The sequence below is a fragment of the Niallia taxi genome (genome assembly GCF_004005475.1).
Taxonomy (GTDB): Bacteria; Bacillota; Bacilli; order Bacillales; family Cytobacillaceae; genus Niallia; species Niallia taxi.
This window is the reverse complement of the sequence record NZ_RZTZ01000001.1, coordinates 226,013-242,186: the sequence shown is the minus strand read 5'-3', so window position 1 is coordinate 242,186 and position 16,174 is coordinate 226,013. Positions and strand designations below refer to the sequence as shown.

Sequence of the window (16,174 nt, the reverse complement as noted above, 5' to 3'; positions counted from 1 at the left end):
TTGAGTCAAATTTTCATGACAGATAAAGGGAAAGTCAGACAGCATAATGAAGATAGTGGAGCAATTTGTTTTAATAAAGCCGGACAGCGCCTTGCCATCGTAGCAGATGGTATGGGCGGCCACCGTGCCGGTGATGTTGCCAGCCGTCTTACTGTTGAGAAACTTGCCGAATTTTGGGAGAGTGCTGAAAATATAACGACAGCAGATGCAGCGGAAAGCTGGTTAAAATCCAATATTCTTGAGGTCAACAGGATTGTTTTGCGTCATGCCCAAGAAAATCCTGAATGTGAAGGAATGGGAACAACCATTATTGCTGTTATAAGTACAGACAGTTTTTCAACGATTGCTCATGTCGGTGACAGTCGCTGTTATCTTTATAATGAGGACGGCTTTAAACAACTGACAGAGGACCACTCACTTGTAAATGAACTAGTGAGAATGGGGCAAATCACAAAAGAGGATGCAGAGCATCATCCGCGGAAAAATGTTGTATTGCGTGCACTTGGTACAGAGGAACAGCTTAATATCGACTTGATTACAATTGTATTTGAGCAAGGAGATGTCATTCTTATTTGTTCTGACGGCTTATCCAATAAAGTGGGAGATGGAGAACTGGAAGAGGTTCTTCAGGCACCTGAAACATTGGAAAGAAAAGCAAGCTATTTGATTGAAACAGCGAACAAGAATGGCGGCGAAGATAATATAACAGTTATAATTTTAGAATTTTTTGACGGTGATAAAGCAGGTGAAGCAAAATGATGATAGGCAAAAGGATAAGTGGTCGCTATAAGATTATGGATATGATCGGCGGCGGGGGAATGGCCAATGTTTATCTTGCCCATGATATGATTCTCGACCGGGATGTTGCGGTTAAGATGCTGCGCCTTGATTTTGTCAATGATGAAGAATTTATCCGTCGTTTCCACAGGGAGGCACATTCTGCGACAAGTCTGGCTCACCCTAATATCGTCAATATTTATGATGTTGGTGAAGAGGGAGACATCTATTATATTGTCATGGAATATGTGGCAGGAGACACCTTAAAACAATACATACAAAAACATTCTCCTGTAAAGATTGAAACTGCCATCGATATCATGAGACAGTTGACATCCGGTATTTCTCATGCCCATCAAAACAATATTGTCCACAGGGACATTAAGCCCCATAATATATTAATTGATAACCATGGTCATGTTAAAATCACAGATTTTGGCATTGCGATGGCCTTAAGTGCCACAAGTATCACCCAAACCAATTCTGTTCTTGGCTCGGTGCATTATTTATCGCCAGAACAGGCGCGAGGCGGAATGGCAAATAAAAAATCGGACATATATTCACTTGGAATAGTTATGTTTGAGCTTCTGACAGGAAGGCTGCCATTTTCAGGAGAGTCGGCAGTATCGATTGCCCTGAAGCATCTCCAATCTGAAACGCCGAGTGTCAAAAGGTGGAATGACGATGTTCCACAAAGTGTTGAAAACATTGTTTTAAAAGCAACTGCCAAGGATCCTTTTCACCGTTATAGCAGCATGGAGGAAATGGAAGAGGATTTACGAACATCATTGGATCCAGAACGGTTAAATGAACCGAAATTTCATGTTCCAATAGACGATGAAGCAACAAAGGCAATCCCAATAATAACCGATGACCGTACCTACCCTAATCTTGATGAAACAATAGTGCATGCAAAAGCAAAGGAAGAAAAGCAAGTTAAAGAGGAGCCTAAAGAGAAAGTCGGCAAAGACAAAAAACAAAAAAAGCCGAAAAAGAAAGGCAAAAAGCTAACAATTGCATTAGTATCTACCTTTTTAATCCTAGTTATTCTCGCAATTCTTTCCGTGACTGTTTTTCCGGCGATGTACATTCCGGATGAAGTAGCTGTTCCGGATGTGACTGGTTCAACAACAGAGGAAGCAATTTCTGAGCTTGAGGCAGCAGGTTTTAAAATTGGGGAAACAAAGACAATGAATGATGAAGAGGTTGATGCAGGCACGATCATTCGTACAGCGCCAAAAGCCGGAAACAATGCAAAAAAAGGTGCATCCATTACTTTATATGAAAGCTTAGGGAAAGAAAAATACGAGCTTGATGATTATGTTGGCAAGGCATATGAAGATGTCGTGAACCTGCTTGAAAAGCAAGGATTTAAAAACATCAGCAAAGTAGAGGAATTTGATGAAACGCAGGCATCAGGAACAATCCTTAAACAGAATTTTGACCAAGGAGATGAAGTTGTTCCTGAAGATGCTGAATTAGAATTTACAATCAGTAAAGGTGCTCAGCTTATTAAGCTAACGGATCTTGCTGGCTATACAAAAAAAGAAGTCAATGATTATATTGATGAACAAGACTTATCTGTAACCTTTACGGAAGAATACAGTGATACTGTTGATGAAGGAAAAGTTATCTCCCAGTCGCCAAGTGCGAGTACAAATGTACGAGTTGGCGCACAGGTTTCTGTTGTGCTTTCAAAGGGTAAGGAAGAAGTGCCACCTAAAGAAGTGACACTAGAACTCACTATTCCATTTGAACCAACTGAAATGACAGAAGACGGGCAGCCGAAAGCTCAAGAAGTGAAAATATATATTGGTGATTTGGAAAATAATATGACAGAGCCAATTGAGACACTTTCTATAACAGAAACAACAAAGAAGACAATTACACTGAAAATCCCAGAAGGGGAAAAAGGATATTATCGAGTGCTGCGCGATCAAAGTGTCATCATTGATGAAGAAGTGCCATATCCAGGTTAAGGAGCGTTATAATCTATGCCAGAAGGCAAAATCATTAAAGCATTAAGCGGTTTTTATTATGTGATAAGCGATGGAGAAATCACACAGTGCCGGGGCAGGGGCGTTTTCCGTAAGAATAAAATCACCCCCCTTGTCGGTGACGAAGTGGTATTTCAGGCAGAGAACGAAACAGATGGTTATATTTTGGAGGTTAAGGAGCGCAAAAATGAGCTTATCAGACCGCCAATTGCCAATGTAGAACAGGCAATACTTGTGTTTTCCAGTGTAGAGCCGGATTTCAGCACAGCATTATTAGACAGGTTTCTGACATTAGTTGAATTCAATCGTATTGATCCAATTATCTGTATCACAAAGATGGATTTAACAAATGATGAAAAGGCAAGCAGAATGAGAGAATTTGCGGATTATTATGAGCAAATTGGCTATAAGGTTGTCCTTACTTCATCAGAAACAGAGCAAGGCATTGAAACGCTGCTCCCAGAACTAAATGGAAAGATATCGGTATTTGCTGGTCAGTCCGGTGTTGGTAAGTCATCACTTTTAAATGCCATCCGTCCTGATTTAAGCTTGAAAACAGATGAAATTTCATCCCATTTGGGCAGAGGTAAGCATACAACCCGCCATGTGGAGCTTATATCAGTTGGAGACGCTCTTGTGGCAGATACGCCGGGGTTTAGCTCCTTAGAGTTTGAGGACGAAATGGAACTCGAGGATTTGAATTATTGCTTCCCTGAGATTGAGAAGGCGAGCCAGGAATGCAAATTCAGAGGCTGTTTGCATCTATCTGAGCCGAAATGTGCTGTTAAGGCAAAGGTGGAGGCGCAAGAAATACAAGAATACCGTTATGAGCATTATAAGGATTTCCTTCAGGAGATAAAAGACAGGAAGCCTAAATATTAATCAGGTTAATAAAGAGCTTGGAAGCAATTCCAATGCTCTTTTTTTGATAAGAAAAAAGGAGAGGACAAAAGCATGATTTTCAATATAATGGCGGCAGGGCCAACAGCATATATTCCACCATTAGATAAGTTTCTGCAAGAAGACAGTAAATGGATAGGTGTCGACAGAGGAGCACTGTACTTAATGAAGCGTAACATTCCAATTTTGGCTTCCTTTGGTGACTTTGATTCTGTGAATGATACGGAAAGAGAACAGATTAACAGCTATTCAGACGAAGTAAAGCTTTTTAAACCAGAAAAGGATGAAACAGATATGGAGCTCGCCATCAATTGGGCGATTAGTAAAGGTGTGAAAAAGATAAGAGTTTTTGGAGCAACAGGCGGAAGAATGGATCATACCTTTGCAAACCTGCAGCTGTTGCTTAAATATGTGACAGAAAGTCCTCAAGTGGATGTGGAAATTATAGATGAAAAAAACACGGTGACAATTGCCAAGGCCGGCAGTTATAAATTGAAGAAGGAAGAAGCTATGCCGTATGTTTCCTTTTTTCCATACGGAGCAAAAATTATTGGTCTAACATTAGAAGGCTTTAAATATCCTTTAATTGATAGGGATCTCCCTGTCAGTAGTGCATTGTGCATAAGCAATGAAATTATTGAGGAATATGGTACTTTTTCATTCGTGAGCGGCATATTAATGGTGATAAGGAGTCATGATTAATGATGGAAAAAATAAGTACTCATTTGGTTTTTTTGAATAGCATATGTAATGAGTTTAAAGAGATTGAGGTTTTTTGCTAATGTTGAAGGAGGGACGGTATTCATGAGATTTTATACCATTAAATTGCCTAAGTTTTTAGGCGGGCTTGTCCGTGCAATGTTAGGAACATTCAAAAAAGAATAGACATTTCAGGTTTGTTCCTTTTTTGTACAGACAACCTTCCAAGGCTTGTCTGTACAAAACTTGGCCGAATTTATTAAATTTAGACAAAAATAAAAAAGGACAGCAATTTGTCCTTTTTTATTTTTTGGAAGTTAAACTTCCAAAATTCGCATTATACGCGTTCAACTTTACCAGATCTAAGAGCTCTAGCAGATACCCAAACACGTTTAGGTTTACCGTCTACTAAAATACGAACCTTTTGAAGGTTTGCTCCCCAAGTACGCTTGTTAGCATTCATCGCATGGGAACGAGCATTACCTGTAGTTGTTTTCTTTCCAGTTACAACACATTTACGTGGCATGTATATTTCCCTCCTTATAACCAAAACTCATCAATAACGAGCTTTAAATTCATAGATAGTATTAATCTTGAGAAATATCCTAAATAGTCCTCACAAAGATACTTTAATAATTTATCACACTACGCTCATGATTGCAATAGCTGTAATGGAAGCTTTCAAGAAAATTTCCTTGACATCCTATTTTATTTCCAATTTTTTCTTGAAAAATCAGTTGTGAACCGCCGTGTATATTATGTGAATCTAGTGAAACAATATAAAAAAATACGAAGACGGAGCAGTGTAAATTTAAGAATAAAAAGTAATCAGTATTGCATAAAACAGAAGCTGGGGAGCAATTAAGGCTAATAAATAAAAGGTTTTCAACAATAGCTTTCAAAAAGTAGAAGGTTATAGTAAAATGTGATTAGTCAAGGAGCAATTCCAAAGGGGGAACACTCATGTCCATTGAACTAAAAACAAATTTCGGACAAATTGATATTTCAACAGAAGTGATTGCAACAATCGCAGGTGGAGCTGCAATTGATTGTTATGGCATCGTTGGGATGGCGTCTAAAAATCAAATAAAAGATGGATTAACAGATATCTTGCGTAAAGAAAATTTCACTCGCGGAGTAATGGTTCGAAAAGTAGATGACGAAGTGCATATTGATATGTATATAATTGTAAGTTACGGAACGAAAATTTCCGAGGTTGCGCACAATGTTCAATCCAAAGTGAAGTATACACTCAATAAGACAGTTGGACTTGCCGTTGACTCGGTTAATATTTACGTTCAGGGAGTTCGTGTCACGAACCCGTAGTGAGGAGGAAATTCAGTGTCAATTACAGTTTTAGAAGGAAAGCGATTTGCCGAAATGGTAATACAAGGAGCAAACCATTTATCCTCTAATGCTAATTATGTAGATGCGTTAAATGTATTCCCGGTCCCGGATGGAGATACTGGAACAAATATGAATTTGTCCATGACATCTGGTGCGAAGGAAGTTCAAAATAATATTCAGTCACATATCGGAAAAGTAGGGCTTTCCCTATCAAAGGGTTTGTTAATGGGAGCAAGAGGGAATTCTGGTGTAATCTTGTCCCAGCTGTTCCGCGGTTTTTCTAAATCGATTGAGCAAAAAGACAGCATATCTGCACAAGAGTTCGCCAATGCCCTTCAGTTTGGTGTGGAAACTGCATATAAAGCAGTGATGAAGCCAGTAGAAGGCACGATTTTGACTGTGGCAAAAGATGCGGCAAAAAAAGCAGTCCAATCAGCAGAGAATAATACTGATATTACTGCAGTAATGGCAGATGTCGTAAAAGAAGCGAAAGCATCCTTAAACAGAACGCCGGATTTGCTTCCTGTTTTGAAGGAAGTGGGAGTTGTTGACAGCGGCGGTCAAGGGCTTGTATTTGTATATGAAGGTTTCTTATCTGTGCTGACTGGAGAAGCGCTGCCAGAGACAACACAGCAAACAGTAACAATGAATGATCTTGTAAATGCAGAGCACCATAAAAATGTTCACGGGTTTATGAATACAGAAGATATTGAGTTTGGCTACTGTACAGAGTTTATGGTTCGTCTTGAGGAAGATAAGCTTGGAGGCAAGCCATTTTCTGAGGAACAGTTTAGACAAGACTTAAGTCAATATGGCGATTCCTTGCTTGTAATCGCAGATGATGAGGTTGTAAAAATACATATACACTCCAATAAACCTGGAGAAGTGCTGACATTTGGGCAAAATTATGGAAACCTTATCAAGATGAAAATTGAGAATATGCGTGAACAACACAGCAGTTTGATTGAAGGCTCAAAAGAATCGTTTGATGCGCCGATGCCAGCTGTTGAAGAGCAAAAGGAGTACGGTATCGTTACCGTATCCATGGGAAGTGGGATCGCTGACATGTTCCGCAGCATCGGTGCGCATAGTGTCATCGAAGGCGGACAAACGATGAATCCGAGCACAGAGGATATTGTGAATGCTGTTAACAAGGTAAATGCAAAAAAAGTGTTTATCTTGCCTAACAACAAAAACATTATCATGGCTGCAGAGCAGGCTGCTCAAGTATTAGATGCAGAAGTTGCCGTTATTCCGTCTAAAACAGTTCCGCAAGGCATGTCTGCATTGCTTGCCTTCAATCCATCAGGTGACTTGGAGACAAACAAAAAAGGCATGATTGCTGCATTGGAGCATGTTAAAACAGGACAAATAACATACGCAGTGAGAGACACAAGCATTGATGGTCTCCAGATCGAAACAGGCGACTTCATGGGCATAGCTGATGGTAAGATTGTTGCTAAAAGCAAGGAAAAAGTACAATCTGCTCAAGAATTGCTCGGTAAAATGATTGATGAAGATACCGAAATATTGACCATTATCAAAGGGGAAGAAGCACTGGAAGAAGAGCTAGAGGCAATTGTTTCCTTTGTGGAAGAAAATTATGAAGACGTGGAAGTAGAAGTGCATGACGGCAAACAGCCGCTTTATTCCTTTATTTTCTCTGTTGAATAAATAAAAAAAACCACTGTCACAGGCAGTGGTTTTCTTCTATTTAATGGTAACGCGTAAAAAAGTTGAAAATATCAGCGTATAAGCATAAGCTATGTTATTATATTAAAAGAATTTAGCTTTTTTACGCTTTTTATAATATAGATTACGTTAGTTGGATTTGTAGGAAAGAGTCGTTTTTAAGGGAGAGTTATTTATATGAAATATAAAAGCGTTTTTGATATAATCGGGCCAGTTATGATTGGTCCATCGAGTTCACATACAGCAGGTGCTGCACGTATCGGAAGGGTTGCACGAAGCCTGTTTGAAAGGGAGCCCAAATGGGTCGATGTCCATCTGTACGGATCTTTCGCTGAAACATATAAAGGGCATGGAACAGATGTAGCTATTATCGGAGGAATCCTTGATTTTGACACATTTGATGAGAGAATCAAAACATCCCTTGAATTGGCTGAGCAAAGAGGCATAAAGGTAGTGTTCCATGTGGAGGAAGCGATTCCTGAACACCCGAACACAGCTAAAGTTCGCGTTGGTGATGAGGATGGAGAATTAGAGCTTGTCGGCATCTCAATCGGCGGCGGAAAAATCGAAATCACCGAACTTAACGGATTTCAGCTCAAGCTTTCAGGACATCATCCAGCAATTCTTGTTGTCCATAATGACCGTTTTGGTGCTATTGCGAAAGTGTCCAATGTACTTGCCAAATATGAAATAAATATTGGTCATATGGAAGTAAGCAGAAAAGAAAAAGGAAAACTCGCGCTTATGACAATTGAGGTTGATCAGAATATAGAAGAAAAAATATTAAAAGAAATCGAAGCCCTTGACGGAATGGAGAAGGTTACGAGAATTGTTGAATAAAGTTAGGGGGAAGAACAATGTTTCGAAATGTAGCGGAACTTGTGGAAATGGCAAACAGTCAAAATAAGCCTATTTCCGAAATAATGATTGAACAAGAAGTAGAAGTGACAGGGAAAACTCGGGAACAAATCATCGCACAGATGGAGACTAATTTAACTGTCATGGAGCAAGCAGTTGAACGAGGGCTAAATGGAGTTGTGTCTCATTCAGGATTGACTGGCGGCGACGCTGTGCTTCTTCAGGCGTATATTAAGAAGGGGAATTTCCTGACAGGAGAAGTGATTTTGGACGCAGTCAGCAAAGCAGTTGCCACAAATGAAGTTAATGCGGCAATGGGGATGATTTGCGCCACACCGACGGCAGGCTCTGCTGGAGTTGTGCCGGGAACATTATTTGCGGTGAAAAATAAACTAAATCCAACAAGAGAACAGATGCTTAACTTCTTGTTTACGTCAGGCGCATTTGGTTTTGTTGTTGCAAACAATGCCTCCATCTCTGGAGCTGCAGGAGGCTGCCAAGCAGAAGTAGGCTCAGCAGCAGGAATGGCAGCGGCAGCGATTGTGGAAATGGCTGGCGGCACACCTGAGCAAAGTGCCCATGCAATGGCTATCACGTTAAAAAACATGCTTGGACTAGTATGTGACCCTGTTGCGGGGCTTGTTGAGGTTCCGTGTGTAAAAAGAAATGCGATGGGTGCAGCAAACGCGATGGTAGCTGCAGATATGGCGCTTGCAGGTATTACTAGTCGTATTCCGTGCGACGAGGTTATTGATGCAATGTACAGAATCGGATTAAGCATGCCGACTGCATTAAGAGAAACAGGGCAAGGAGGGTTGGCAGCAACACCAACTGGCCGGAGACTGGAAGCAGAAATCTTTGGGAATGCTGCAGCAGGAAAGTGAATAAAAATTTAAATCTTCCATTGGATCATTTGAAAGGTATTGGACCGGAGACGAAAAAACAGCTAGAAGAAATGCGAATTAAAACTATATATGATTTGCTTGAATATTTCCCATACCGTTATGAGGACTTTCGTGTCCGCAACCCAGAAGATATGAAGCATGATGAGAAGGTAACAGTAGAAGGGAAGGTTCATAGTGAACCTTCCCTTGTCTTTTACGGGCGCAAAAAATCAAGGCTAACGGTGAAAGTACTAATTGGCAATATTCTAATCAGTGCCGTGTTTTTCAATCAGCATTACTTAAAAAATAAGCTTGCACTTGGTGAGTTAGTAACAGTAACAGGTAAATGGGATCAGCACAGGCAAACAATAACGGCAACGCATCTACAAGTTGGCAGCAATCAAAATGGCCAGGACTTCGAGCCTGTATACACGGTACGAGGAAGCATAACGGTTAAAGCATTAAGGAAATACATTTCCGCAGCTCTAACCCAATTTGGCCAGGATCTTGAGGAAGTGTTTCCGGATTCATTACTGGCAAAATATAAGCTGATGAAAAGGAATGAGGCATTAGGAATCATTCATTTTCCGCCTAACCGTGAGGAGCTGAAGCTAGCGAGAAGACGGTTTGTTTACGAAGAATTCCTCCTTTTTCAATTAAAAATGCAGGCGCTTCGGAAGCATGAAAGGGAAAATTCAAAAGGAATGGTGCAGGGATATCATCTTGAGAAGCTGATGGATTTCATAAACGGCTTGCCATTTCCTCTGACAAACGCACAAAAAAGGGTTGTCAATGAGATACTGAAAGATATGAAAAGTCCCTTCCGTATGAACAGACTCCTACAAGGGGATGTTGGCTCAGGAAAAACAGTCGTTGCGGCAATAGTTCTATATGCAACAATTCTGGCAGGACATCAGGGTGCATTGATGGTGCCAACAGAAATACTCGCAGAGCAGCATGCAGAATCACTTACTGCCATGTTTTCTAAAGTAGGTATCCGTTGTGCTCTGTTGACAAGCTCAGTTAAAGGCAAACGAAGAAGAGAATTGTTAAGTGAGCTGAAGGAAGGGAATATCCATATCTTAATCGGTACACATGCCCTCATACAGGATGAGGTAGAGTTCCAATCACTAGGGCTAGTTATAACAGACGAGCAGCATCGCTTCGGTGTTGAACAACGCAGAGTGCTTAGAGAGAAGGGGGAAAGTCCTGATGTTCTTTTCATGACAGCAACACCGATTCCAAGAACCCTTGCCATTACTGCCTTCGGGGAAATGGATGTTAGTATTATTGATGAAATGCCGGCAGGGCGAAAAACAATTGAAACATATTGGGTTAAGCATGATATGTTAACACGTATTCTTCAGTTTATGGAAAAAGAACTATCGCAAGGAAGACAAGCATATGTAATTTGTCCGCTGATTGAGGAATCTGAAAAATTGGATGTCCAAAACGCGATGGATGTACATGCAACATTGGCGACATTCTTTCAAGGTCGGTATAAAGTTGGACTCATGCACGGTAAACTGCCAGCAGATGAAAAGGATGCTATTATGAAGGAGTTCAGTGAGAACTCGACGCAAATCCTTGTCAGCACGACAGTAGTCGAGGTTGGGGTAAATGTTCCGAATTCTACGTTTATGCTTATTTATGATGCAGAAAGGTTCGGTTTATCACAGCTCCACCAGCTAAGGGGACGAGTGGGCAGAGGCGACGCCCAATCATATTGTGTGCTTATAGCAGATCCAAAAACAGAGGTCGGGAAAGAACGGATGAAAATCATGACAGAAACGAACGACGGGTTTGTTTTGAGTGAGAAGGATTTAGAGCTGAGAGGTCCTGGTGACTTTTTTGGAAGAAAGCAAAGTGGTGTGCCAGAATTTAAGATGGCCGATATGGTTCATGATTATCGCATCCTGGAAACGGCTCGAACGGACGCGGTAGTCCTTGTGGAATCAAAGGCATTTTGGGAGTCTGACGAGTATCGCCATTTACGGGGATTGCTTGACGATACCGGTGTAATGTCTGGTGAAAAGCTGGATTAATCAATAAGTGAGAAGGGAGAATGCGAACTTACGGCTTGCATTCTCCCTTTTATTTATTATATACTACTATTAGTACCTAGTCTTAATAGCGCGGACGGTGTTGCAGATGAGAAGAAGCAAAAAAGAACGGCAATCATTATTAGTACAAACAATCAAGGAAACACCTTTTATAACAGATGAGGAATTGGCGGAGAAATTCTCAGTCAGTGTACAAACAATTCGGCTTGATCGTTTGGAATTATCCATTCCGGAGTTACGGGAGCGGATAAAAACGGTTGCGAAGAAAACACTAGAAGATGAAGTGAAATCCTTACCGATTGAGGAAGTCATCGGTGAAATAATAGATGTCGAATTAGACAGCTCTGCCATATCCATGCTGGAAATAATGCCAGAGCATGTTTTCAAACGTAATGGAATTGCACGGGGGCACCATTTGTTTGCACAGGCGAATTCCTTGGCTGTCGCCTTAATAAATGACGATTTGGCTCTTACAGCTAAAGCGAATATTCACTTTACTTCATCAGTTAAATTAGGTGAACGTATTATAGCGAAAGCAAAAGTGATGAATATTGAGGAGAAAAGCGGCAGAACGACAGTGGAAGTGAGCAGCTTTGTTCAATCAGAGCTTGTATTTAAAGGACATTTTGAAATGTACCGGTCGAAAAATAAATAATTGGGAGTAATTATTATGAGAATTGCCTTAGATGCAATGGGCGGAGATAACGCACCAAAGGAAATTGTCGCAGGTGCTATAAAAGCTGTACAAGCATTCCCAGATATTGAAATACTGCTTGTCGGTGATGAAAAGCAAATTAATTCTTATTTGACAGACAAGACGAGAATATCAGTTTTACATACAGAAGAACAAATCCTTGCAACAGATGAACCAGCACGGGCTGTGCGAAGAAAGAAAGATGCCAGCATGGTCTTATGTGCAAATGAAGTAAAAGAAAAAAGAGCGGATGCCTTTATATCTGCAGGAAATACAGGAGCCTTGATGGCAACAGGACTTTTTGTTGTCGGCAGAATTAACGGTATTGAAAGGCCAGCGCTGGCGCCGACATTGCCAACAATCAGCGGAGCTGGTTTCTTGCTCCTTGATGTTGGTGCGAATGTGGATGCCAAACCTGAGCATTTGGTGCAATACGGCATAATGGGAAGCATATACATGGAAAAGGCGCTTGGGATACAAAATCCTCGAGTCGGATTGCTTAATATTGGAACAGAAGAGAAAAAAGGAAATGAGCTGACGAAGAAAACCTTCGAGGAGCTTAAAAACGCTCCAGTCAACTTTATTGGGAATGTGGAAGCAAGAGACTTGCTTGACGGTGTCTGTGATGTTGTTGTTACGGACGGATTTACAGGCAACATGGTTCTTAAGACGATTGAAGGAACGGCCCTGTCCATGTTCAAAATGCTGAAAGAGGTTATGACTAGCAGTTTAAAAACAAAGCTTGCTGCTGGGATGATGAAGCCTCAGCTTAAAGGGCTAAAAAACAAACTCGATTATTCGGAGTACGGCGGTGCCGCATTGTTTGGTTTAAATGCTCCAGTCATTAAAGCGCACGGTTCCTCTGACAGTAATGCAATCTATAATGCAATCAGACAAACAAGAGATGTCGTTAAGTCTGAAGTGATCGGCACGATTAAGACAACAATTGAAAATAAAGGTTAATGCTTTTTAAGGCATTCATATGGAAAGGAAAGATGATTTATGAGTAAAATAGCTTTTGTATTTCCAGGTCAAGGCTCCCAAACGGTTGGAATGGGCAAGGATCTTGCTGCAAATTTTGAGCCAGCTAAAGAAATTTTCCAAAAGGCTGATGAAAGATTAGGATTTTCATTGTCATCCGTTATTTTCGAGGGTCCGAAAGAAGAGTTGACTTTAACAAAAAACACACAGCCTGCGCTGCTTTCAGCAAGTACAGCACTGCTTGAGCATTTTAAACAGCATGGCATTAAGGCAGATTTTGTAGCAGGACATAGCTTAGGTGAATATTCTGCTTTAGTTGCTGCAAATGTTCTTTCTTTTGAGGATGCAGTATATGCTGTCCGTAAAAGAGGGGAATATATGCAGGAGGCTGTGCCAGAAGGTCAAGGTGCAATGGCAGCAGTATTGGGCTTAGAGCGCAGCAAGCTCACAGAAGTTACCAATGCTGTATCGAATGAAGGAAACTCTGTTCAGCTTGCTAACTTGAATTGCCCTGGGCAAATTGTCATTTCAGGGACTGTTAAGGGCGTTGAGCTTGCTTCTGAACAAGCGAAGGCTGCTGGAGCGAAACGAGCGATTCCGTTAGAAGTAAGCGGTCCGTTCCATTCCGAGCTTATGAAGCCAGCGGCAGATAAATTTTCAGCTGTCTTAGATGAACTTTCTATGAATGATGCAGAAATACCTGTTATTGCAAACGTGACGGCAACTCCAGTATCAGATTCAAGTGACATCAAAAATAAATTGATTGAACAGCTATATTCATCTGTGCTTTGGGAAGATTCCGTCCAAAAGATGATTGAATTAGGTGTTGATACATTTATTGAAATCGGACCTGGAAAAGTATTGGCAGGTTTAGTGAAGAAAATTGATCGTAATGTGCGAATCTATTCTGTATACGATGAGGAAACGAGCAATAGTGTTGCTGCAGCGTTAAAAGGAGACGAATAATATGAAATTAGATGGTAAAACAGCATTAGTTACTGGCGGTTCAAGAGGAATTGGCCGTGCGATTGCTTTAAAGCTTGCTAAAGAGGGAGCTAACGTAGCTGTCAATTATGCAGGAAGTGCTGCATTGGCAAATGAAGTGGTCGAGGAAATCAAACAGCTTGGCAAAGATGCGATTGCGATTCAATGTGATGTTTCAAACGGTGAATCTGTAGCTAATATGATTAAAGAAACATTAGATCATTTTGGAAGTCTAGATATCCTTGTAAACAATGCAGGTATCACAAGAGATAACCTGTTGATGCGCATGAAAGAAGCAGAGTGGGATGATGTTATCAACACGAACTTAAAAGGCGTGTTCCATTGCACTAAGGCAGTAACTAGACAAATGATGAAGCAAAGAAAAGGTAGAATCATCAACATTACTTCAATCGTTGGTGTGACAGGTAATCCAGGTCAAGCAAACTATGTAGCAGCAAAAGCAGGAGTAATCGGTTTAACGAAAACAACTGCTAAAGAGCTTGCGGCAAGAAATATTACGGTAAATGCTGTTGCTCCTGGATTCATTACGACTGACATGACAGATAAACTACCGGAAGATGTGAAAAATGCGATGCTTACCCAAATTCCGCTTGCAAAATTTGGGGAGCCTGATGATATTGCTAATGCTGTTGTCTTTTTAGCTTCTGATGAGAGCAACTATATTACAGGCCAAACAATTCATATTGATGGTGGCATGTACATGTAATAAAAACGAAAAATATGCCGTTATAAATAAAAATGGTTTCTCTTAGAAATACTTAATTTAACTAGTAATTCGGCATATTTTATTTTTGTAATAAAAAGAGCATTTATTATTTGCTCAAAATGCTCTATAATCATTTGAGGGGAGGTGACATTAATGTCTGATGTATTAGAACGCGTAACGAAAATCGTTGTTGATCGTCTTGGTGTGGAAGAGTCTGAGGTTAAGCCTGAAGCTTCTTTCAAAGACGACCTAGGAGCAGATTCTCTTGATGTAGTAGAACTTGTTATGGAACTTGAAGATGAGTTCGATATGGAGATTTCTGACGACGATGCTGAAAAGATTGCAACAGTAGGAGATGCTGTTAATTACATAAGTAATCGTTAATCCAACCAATAAAAGCTCCGTTAACAGCGGAGCTTTTAGATTGCAAAAAAACAGAGATATACGGTGCTTTTTTCATTGTTTGCATGATTAGATATACAACTGTGATTAATGTAAAAACAGTCCTGCCTTATGAGAAAAAGACTGGTAAATCGCTGCAAGTTAGTTTAAAATAGTAAGGATTTAAAACTATAAACAGTAATAAAAACGGCAGCCTATCTGAAAAGAAACGGCTTGGAGAGAAAAAACTTTCCAAGTTTCTTTGCGTTTTTTATCTGTTTTACTTAAACTTATTATGGATATGTAAACTTAGTGCTAAGGTGGAGGCAAAATGCGAGGCAACGGAAAAGACAAGAGACAAATACGTCCAAATGATAAAAAATTAAAAGAATTGCAAGAAAGTCTAAGCATCCAGTTTGAAAATGAAAAATTACTGAAACAAGCATTCACTCATTCATCATATGTGAATGAGCATCGTAGAAAGCCTCATGAAGATAATGAAAGACTTGAATTTCTTGGAGATGCCGTATTGGAGCTTACTGTTTCCCAATTTCTTTTCAAGAAATTCCCGATGATGAGCGAAGGCGAGCTGACAAAGCTTCGAGCAGCTATTGTTTGTGAACCATCACTAGTTTCATTTGCGAATGATCAATCATTCGGCAAATTTGTCTTGCTCGGAAAGGGTGAGGAAATGACAGGAGGACGAGCTCGTCCAGCTCTTCTAGCAGATGTTTTTGAGGCATTTATCGGAGCTCTTTACCTTGATCAAGGACTGGAAAAGGTTGTTTCCTTCCTGGAAAAAGTCGTGTTTCCGAAAATAAATTCCGGTGCTTTTTCTCATGTGATGGATTTTAAGAGTCAGCTTCAGGAATATGTCCAAAGGGATGCAGTTGGGACAATTTCCTATAGAATTCTGCAGGAAAAGGGACCCGCACATAACAGAGAATTCGTTTCTCAAGTTTTCTTGAATGAAATGGAATTAGGAACTGGTACAGGACGTTCCAAAAAAGAAGCAGAACAGCATGCAGCACAGATGTCGCTTACCATGCTGAAAACAAAAGATGCTAAGCCAGACGAAAAATAATAAAGCATCCGTTGGAGAAAGCGAAATCACTGTTGATTCTTTTGCTTTCTTATAACCAAACGACAGCTAGAGATGATGCGAAATAGTAAAGGGGTTAGGAGGTGAG

General features: G+C 40.4%; 17 protein-coding genes. 16 read left to right on the top strand and 1 reads right to left on the bottom strand.

From position 1 onward, the window contains the following. The 5 genes from EM808_RS01315 to spoVM all read left to right on the top strand — a co-directional run bounded on the left by EM808_RS01315 (nt 1) and on the right by spoVM (nt 4,559). The gene (locus EM808_RS01315; RefSeq protein ID WP_127734681.1) at nt 1-759 is read left to right on the top strand and encodes a Stp1/IreP family PP2C-type Ser/Thr phosphatase; all 759 of its coding nucleotides are present in this window, start codon (nt 1-3) and stop codon (nt 757-759) included. After that, nucleotides 756-2,756 (top strand): Stk1 family PASTA domain-containing Ser/Thr kinase, encoded by a 2,001-nt coding sequence (pknB, locus tag EM808_RS01310; RefSeq protein ID WP_127734679.1) that lies wholly within the window; start codon nt 756-758, stop codon nt 2,754-2,756. Before EM808_RS01315 ends, pknB begins: the two co-directional genes overlap by 4 nt. A gap of 15 nt (nt 2,757-2,771) precedes the next feature. Then, nucleotides 2,772-3,656: a ribosome small subunit-dependent GTPase A gene (gene rsgA / locus EM808_RS01305; RefSeq protein ID WP_127734677.1), complete on the top strand. Its 885-nt coding sequence runs from the start codon at nt 2,772-2,774 to the stop codon at nt 3,654-3,656. A 72-nt stretch (nt 3,657-3,728) separates the two neighbouring features. Further along, the gene (locus EM808_RS01300; protein ID WP_127734675.1) at nt 3,729-4,376 is read left to right on the top strand and encodes a thiamine diphosphokinase; all 648 of its coding nucleotides are present in this window, start codon (nt 3,729-3,731) and stop codon (nt 4,374-4,376) included. Between the two features lie 102 nt (nt 4,377-4,478). Further along, nucleotides 4,479-4,559, top strand: coding sequence for a stage V sporulation protein SpoVM (gene spoVM / locus EM808_RS01295; protein ID WP_032088878.1), 81 nt, complete (start codon nt 4,479-4,481; stop codon nt 4,557-4,559). A gap of 151 nt (nt 4,560-4,710) precedes the next feature. Here the strand turns inward: spoVM and rpmB are convergent, their stop codons facing one another. Further along, a complete protein-coding gene (gene rpmB, locus EM808_RS01290) occupies nt 4,711-4,899 on the bottom strand; it encodes a 50S ribosomal protein L28 (RefSeq protein WP_007087786.1) in 189 nt (62 codons plus the stop codon). A 437-nt stretch (nt 4,900-5,336) separates the two neighbouring features. Here rpmB and EM808_RS01285 point away from each other — a divergent pair, with 437 nt between their 5' ends. The 11 genes from EM808_RS01285 (at nt 5,337) to rnc (ending at nt 16,068) form a co-directional block, all read left to right on the top strand. After that, entirely contained in the window at nt 5,337-5,699 is a 363-nt protein-coding gene (locus tag EM808_RS01285) for an Asp23/Gls24 family envelope stress response protein (protein ID WP_127734673.1), read from the top strand. 15 nt (nt 5,700-5,714) lie between these two features. After that, nucleotides 5,715-7,394, top strand: a complete 1,680-nt coding sequence (locus EM808_RS01280; protein WP_127734671.1) for a DAK2 domain-containing protein — start codon at nt 5,715-5,717, stop codon at nt 7,392-7,394. A gap of 195 nt (nt 7,395-7,589) precedes the next feature. Further along, complete coding sequence (sdaAB, locus tag EM808_RS01275) at nt 7,590-8,252, top strand: L-serine ammonia-lyase, iron-sulfur-dependent subunit beta (protein WP_127734668.1); 663 nt, start codon at nt 7,590-7,592, stop codon at nt 8,250-8,252. Nucleotides 8,253-8,269: 17 nt separating this feature from the next. Beyond that, on the top strand, nt 8,270-9,154 hold the full coding sequence (sdaAA, locus tag EM808_RS01270; protein WP_127734666.1) for an L-serine ammonia-lyase, iron-sulfur-dependent, subunit alpha: 885 nt from the start codon (nt 8,270-8,272) through the stop codon (nt 9,152-9,154). Further along, complete coding sequence (gene recG, locus EM808_RS01265) at nt 9,151-11,199, top strand: ATP-dependent DNA helicase RecG (protein ID WP_127734664.1); 2,049 nt, start codon at nt 9,151-9,153, stop codon at nt 11,197-11,199. The genes sdaAA and recG overlap by 4 nt, the downstream gene beginning before the upstream one ends. 106 nt (nt 11,200-11,305) lie before the next feature. Then, complete coding sequence (gene fapR / locus EM808_RS01260; protein ID WP_127734662.1) at nt 11,306-11,872, top strand: transcription factor FapR; 567 nt, start codon at nt 11,306-11,308, stop codon at nt 11,870-11,872. Between the two features lie 15 nt (nt 11,873-11,887). Beyond that, nucleotides 11,888-12,874 carry a phosphate acyltransferase PlsX gene (gene plsX, locus EM808_RS01255; protein WP_127734660.1) on the top strand — a complete coding sequence of 329 codons (987 nt, stop codon included), beginning with the start codon at nt 11,888-11,890 and terminating at the stop codon, nt 12,872-12,874. Between the two features lie 39 nt (nt 12,875-12,913). Next, the gene (fabD, locus tag EM808_RS01250) at nt 12,914-13,858 is read left to right on the top strand and encodes an ACP S-malonyltransferase (RefSeq protein ID WP_127734658.1); all 945 of its coding nucleotides are present in this window, start codon (nt 12,914-12,916) and stop codon (nt 13,856-13,858) included. Between the two features lies 1 nt (nt 13,859). After that, on the top strand, nt 13,860-14,603 hold the full coding sequence (fabG, locus tag EM808_RS01245; protein WP_127734656.1) for a 3-oxoacyl-[acyl-carrier-protein] reductase: 744 nt from the start codon (nt 13,860-13,862) through the stop codon (nt 14,601-14,603). Nucleotides 14,604-14,756: 153 nt separating this feature from the next. After that, entirely contained in the window at nt 14,757-14,987 is a 231-nt protein-coding gene (locus EM808_RS01240; RefSeq protein WP_127734654.1) for an acyl carrier protein, read from the top strand. 328 nt (nt 14,988-15,315) lie between these two features. Next, nucleotides 15,316-16,068 (top strand): ribonuclease III, encoded by a 753-nt coding sequence (rnc, locus tag EM808_RS01235; RefSeq protein ID WP_127734652.1) that lies wholly within the window; start codon nt 15,316-15,318, stop codon nt 16,066-16,068. Nucleotides 16,069-16,174: the final 106 nt, after the last annotated feature.

Bases quoted from the DNA above. Each gene is read 5' to 3' on its own strand.
- pknB (WP_127734679.1), top strand. From the start codon at position 756: ATGATGATAGGCAAAAGGATAAGTGGTCGCTATAAGATTATGGATATG.
- rsgA (WP_127734677.1), top strand. From the start codon at position 2,772: ATGCCAGAAGGCAAAATCATTAAAGCATTAAGCGGTTTTTATTATGTG.
- EM808_RS01300 (WP_127734675.1), top strand. From the start codon at position 3,729: ATGATTTTCAATATAATGGCGGCAGGGCCAACAGCATATATTCCACCA.
- spoVM (WP_032088878.1), top strand. From the start codon at position 4,479: ATGAGATTTTATACCATTAAATTGCCTAAGTTTTTAGGCGGGCTTGTC.
- rpmB (WP_007087786.1), bottom strand. From the start codon at position 4,899: ATGCCACGTAAATGTGTTGTAACTGGAAAGAAAACAACTACAGGTAAT.
- EM808_RS01285 (WP_127734673.1), top strand. From the start codon at position 5,337: ATGTCCATTGAACTAAAAACAAATTTCGGACAAATTGATATTTCAACA.
- sdaAB (WP_127734668.1), top strand. From the start codon at position 7,590: ATGAAATATAAAAGCGTTTTTGATATAATCGGGCCAGTTATGATTGGT.
- sdaAA (WP_127734666.1), top strand. From the start codon at position 8,270: ATGTTTCGAAATGTAGCGGAACTTGTGGAAATGGCAAACAGTCAAAAT.
- fapR (WP_127734662.1), top strand. From the start codon at position 11,306: ATGAGAAGAAGCAAAAAAGAACGGCAATCATTATTAGTACAAACAATC.
- plsX (WP_127734660.1), top strand. From the start codon at position 11,888: ATGAGAATTGCCTTAGATGCAATGGGCGGAGATAACGCACCAAAGGAA.
- fabD (WP_127734658.1), top strand. From the start codon at position 12,914: ATGAGTAAAATAGCTTTTGTATTTCCAGGTCAAGGCTCCCAAACGGTT.
- fabG (WP_127734656.1), top strand. From the start codon at position 13,860: ATGAAATTAGATGGTAAAACAGCATTAGTTACTGGCGGTTCAAGAGGA.
- EM808_RS01240 (WP_127734654.1), top strand. From the start codon at position 14,757: ATGTCTGATGTATTAGAACGCGTAACGAAAATCGTTGTTGATCGTCTT.
- rnc (WP_127734652.1), top strand. From the start codon at position 15,316: ATGCGAGGCAACGGAAAAGACAAGAGACAAATACGTCCAAATGATAAA.